At 43.3% G+C, this 4,032-nt stretch carries 5 protein-coding genes; 2 read left to right on the top strand and 3 right to left on the bottom strand.

What is annotated here, in order from left to right; translation table 11 throughout:
* A partial coding sequence (locus tag BSG1_RS18820; protein ID WP_006838827.1) for an Asp-tRNA(Asn)/Glu-tRNA(Gln) amidotransferase subunit GatC occupies positions 1-92 on the bottom strand: 92 nt, incomplete at its 3' end.
* Positions 93-405: 313 nt separating this feature from the next.
* Between BSG1_RS18820 and BSG1_RS18815 the strand changes: the two genes are divergently transcribed.
* Both BSG1_RS18815 and BSG1_RS18810 read left to right on the top strand, forming a co-directional pair.
* A complete protein-coding gene (locus tag BSG1_RS18815) occupies positions 406-762 on the top strand; it encodes a cupin domain-containing protein (protein ID WP_044023188.1) in 357 nt (118 codons plus the stop codon).
* A 374-nt stretch (positions 763-1,136) separates the two neighbouring features.
* On the top strand, positions 1,137-2,210 hold the full coding sequence (locus BSG1_RS18810) for an AbrB family transcriptional regulator (RefSeq protein WP_006838825.1): 1,074 nt from the start codon (positions 1,137-1,139) through the stop codon (positions 2,208-2,210).
* 115 nt (positions 2,211-2,325) lie between these two features.
* On the opposite strand, the gene BSG1_RS18805 is transcribed toward BSG1_RS18810, so the two are convergent.
* Together BSG1_RS18805 and BSG1_RS18800 are read right to left on the bottom strand one after the other, a co-directional pair.
* Positions 2,326-2,721, bottom strand: coding sequence for a YueI family protein (locus BSG1_RS18805; protein WP_044023189.1), 396 nt, complete (start codon positions 2,719-2,721; stop codon positions 2,326-2,328).
* A 104-nt stretch (positions 2,722-2,825) separates the two neighbouring features.
* A complete protein-coding gene (locus BSG1_RS18800) occupies positions 2,826-3,791 on the bottom strand; it encodes a GDSL-type esterase/lipase family protein (RefSeq protein ID WP_006838823.1) in 966 nt (321 codons plus the stop codon).
* Positions 3,792-4,032: the final 241 nt, after the last annotated feature.

Below are 4,032 nucleotides of genomic sequence, written 5' to 3'. Positions count from 1 at the left end.
TGAGTCGTGAACTTTTGTGCTTCTTCGTCTGTAATCGCAAGCCGGGCAAGGTGAGCCACATGCTTTACTTGATCTTCTGAGATTCTTGACATACTCTTTCACCTCCGCAATTTTTCGAACACTAGCAATACTATTGATAATATCAAAATTTCAGCCAAAAAGGCAACTAAGTGCCGTCATTTCGCTGTTATTTAAAACTTTTTCTGTTTAACGCGTTAAACCACTAAGAGGGACTGTCCCTTTTGGTGCGTTAATGTACTAAAGCCCCTAATTTCCCCATCCTGCCGGCCTTCATTCTATCATGATGTTCTTTTTTGCCCAAAAGTATAAGTTGTGGATGAGTTTCTTCATTAATATAGAAGGATTAGTTATAGAATTGGCGAATTGGAAGGTGAGGTGATTACCATGAAAATTTTTACATATTATCAACAGGACGGAAAAGTCATTGACCGCTTTGACAGCAAGGGCGCTGTCATTCACCCCCTTGTTAAGTCAGAGAAGCCATTCCAGATCGGCTGTATGTACCTTGACCGGAACAGTATCCTCGGCATGCACAAAGCCATGTGCCCGCAGCTGTTCATCGTTACGGACGGAAGCGGCTGGGTACGGGTTGAAGGCGGAGAAAAAATACCTGTTGAAAAAGGGACAGCTGTATTTTGGGAAACCGGTGAAGAACATGAATCCGGTTCTGACACCGGGATGACAGCTATCGTTGCTGAAGGGGAAGAGTTTGATCCCGAAAGGTTTTTGAACTTAAAATAACGAAGAAGTCCGTCTGCCAGGATCTCTAAGCAGACGGCTTTTTCTTTCCATTATTTAGTGGTAAGCTTAATTTCATCAAAACCCTTTCGGCGGGTTGTTGGCGTTTCTCCTGCCATTTCAATTACTCACCAACTCCGAAAGCCATCCAAGTTACGTTTATAAAGGCTCTTTTCTTAAACTTTGTTGCTATTTAATATGAATTTCGAAAAATACAGACATCAATCACACAAATTATCCTGGTAAGCAAGGAAGAAAAGAGCTACTCTCCCTGTTCATAGAGAAAAACCTAGAAACCAGGGGAAAAATCCTGCACTAGGGATTTTTCCGAAAGCAACAATCCATACAAAAACAGCCTTTATAAAAGAAGGGATTCAATGTTCATAAAAATTTTATATACCATCCTCATCGGCAGTATCGGGGGCATGGTGTTCAGTCTTCTTCACATTCCATTGGCGTGGCTGCTCGGCTCCATGACTGCCGTGTTTGCAGTTGAAAAAATGACTTCTTTTAAAGTCTACTGGCCGCCGATTTTCAGGAACACCGGGCTCATTATTGTCGGGTATACCATTGGTCAGTCTTTTTCGAGGGACACCGCTATCGAAATTGTTCAACAGCTGCCCTGGATGTTATTTCTTACAGTCCTGCTTCTATTATTCAGCAGCGTGTTGGCCCTTTTGATTACTAAACTGACGGGGGTCAATTTAAGGTCGACCATTACCGGGTGTATTCCGGGCGGATTATCACAGATGGTCGTTCTCGGCGAAGAGCTGGAGGATATTGATGTTACCGTAGTAACGATCATCCAAGTCATCCGTTTGGTTTCCGTCATCTTCATCGTGCCTTTCATGGCGTTCAGTCCGGTTTTCCAAGGAGATAAAGACGGCGTGGTCTCTGCGCCGGCAGCAGTCGACTTCTACCTGAGCCTGCCGCTGCTTATCTTATCCGGTATGGCTGTACTATCAGCTGTCCTCGCTGTTAAGCTGAAGCTTCCGACGCCTACCCTATTAGGTCCCATTCTCGGCATCGGTATTTTGTCTGCTTCCGGTATTGCGGCTCCACATATGCCGGATGCTGCTATCATCGCTGCCCAAATATTACTGGGGATTTACTTCAGTAAAATGATGAAGTTTGAAGATTCCGGGTCTCTTTCAAAATTCATCGGCCTGACCCTAGCCACGTCCGTTATTCTGATCGCGTTCACCTTTGGACTGGGGGCAATCCTTATGGCCTCTCACGATATTACGTTCATTACTTCGTTTCTGAGTATGGCTCCGGGCGGGATGGCCGAAATGGCTCTTGTCGGGCAGGCACTGCACGCTGACTTATCAATCATAACCGGATACCACCTTTTCCGGATTTTGTTCATCCTCTTTGCAGTACCGGTAATTCTTAAGTGGCTTTTCAAGCAGAAAATGTTTTCTCCGGACTCAACAAAAACTGGTGCGTAACGATCGTTTAATAAGTGAAAAGCCCTTTCAGCCAAGAAAAAAAGCAGTCTCCGGGTGATGGTTCATCTCGGGAACTGCCCTCAAAAAACCGGATGGTCCACGTGGTCATCCGGTTTTATTTGAACAATTTAGCGAAGAATGATTTCTTTTTGGTTTGGGGTACAGAAGGCTGGGGCTTTGCCTTTTCATCAATATAAATCTCTTTTTTATCAATGGCGTGGCCGTAAGCAAACACCAGTCCAATATCCGAATTGTGCTCTTTGTTTGTCACCATTGTATAGTGAATTCCATATTTTTCTGCCATTTTAATATATTTCGAAAGGTACGAATAGCTCATATTCCCGTTCAGGTAGAGGTGAGCTTCTTTATTTTCTCTCATTAGTGATTCTGCCTGTGGCAATATCCCCTTTTTTCTTACTTGCTTCTGCACCAGGGCAAATACGATCCGTTCCCGTATGGTCCCCAAAAACTTGCGGCGCTCATCCGGTTTCGTCTGCTTCTGTCCGTACATTCCCTGCTGCAAATAGTCATCAACACCAGGCCTTTCCAAGTCATACACCTCCACGATGATCTTTTATTTCACTACACTATATGTCAGGTGTGCTAAAAATGCAATCACAAGGGGTTTCTCTGGACCATCAATAGCTCCTCTGTTCTAGAAATAACTTCCTTGCCGATCCGTTCATACCCTTCATCATTGGGATGAAAAAGATCTTCCGATAAATAAAGGTTCGTATCTTCTTCAAACAGGTGCTGAATTGAAATGAACGTAGTATTAGGGTACATTTCCAGTAGATTTTTCGTCGCTATATTCCATGAACTGATAATTTCATCCAATTCTTTTACCTCTGCCAGAGATTCAAAAACCGGATTGAAGATACCGACAAAGTATACCGGCACATCTTCATTCAAGATACGGATGGTAGACATTATTTTGCGAAGATCCGACTTGAAGCTCTCTTCTCCCTTGATAAAATCACCTATGGTCAGGTGTGCGAAGTTGTGGTTAAAGATGGACACCAAGTCATTTCCCCCAAGAGTCATGAACAGTACATCCGCCTGTTCGATATCTTTCTGCATATTAGGATCATCGAGCATCTTGATTAAATGGCTGGCCTGTGCACCGTACACACCGTGATTGACCAGCACTACTTGGTCAGTTTGTTTCTCATAGTACCTTTTTATAAGGTCTAAATAGCCTTTTGTCCCTTCACTTCCTGTCCCAAGTGTCAGCGAGTCCCCGATCCCCACAATTACAAAACTGTCACTGTGTATTTCACTTGGTTTGATTTCGATATCCGGCATCATATAATCGAAAGCCACTTTTTCTAAATAGTGTGTGGTCTCATCTTCAAATGACTTCTTCTCTATGACCTCTGAAAAAACGGCCGCTTCATCAATGTGGCCATCCTCTTTATGAGAGGGTGCAGGAGAATTGATATAAGAAGGATAAAGGCTGAATACAGCAAATGTCACCACTACTGCAGAAATCAGGAATAGAAAAACCCTTTTCATGATGATACCGCCCTTTTTTGTATTTTGACCATGGAAGCCATCAATCGACAGTAGCAGTATCGGCATGTCTTTAACCCTTAATACGTATAAAAAGCATAAAAAAGCGTCTGCATAGGACAGACGCTTTGATTTTATATGGCATTTGCTTATTCTTCTTCGTTCAATTCCTCTTCTGCTTCATCCAAAGCTTCATTCGCTTCTTCCTCTATTTCTTCCTCTGTTGATTGCGTAGCATCGTCTATTGCATCACCTGCATCTTCTGCTGCCTCTTCAATATCTTGACCAGCTTCTTCTGCATCTCGTTCGA

It is taken from the genome of Bacillus sp. SG-1 (assembly GCF_000181495.1).
GTDB lineage: Bacteria > Bacillota > Bacilli > Bacillales > Bacillaceae_B > Rossellomorea.
This window is presented reverse-complemented; position numbering and strand designations above follow the sequence as displayed.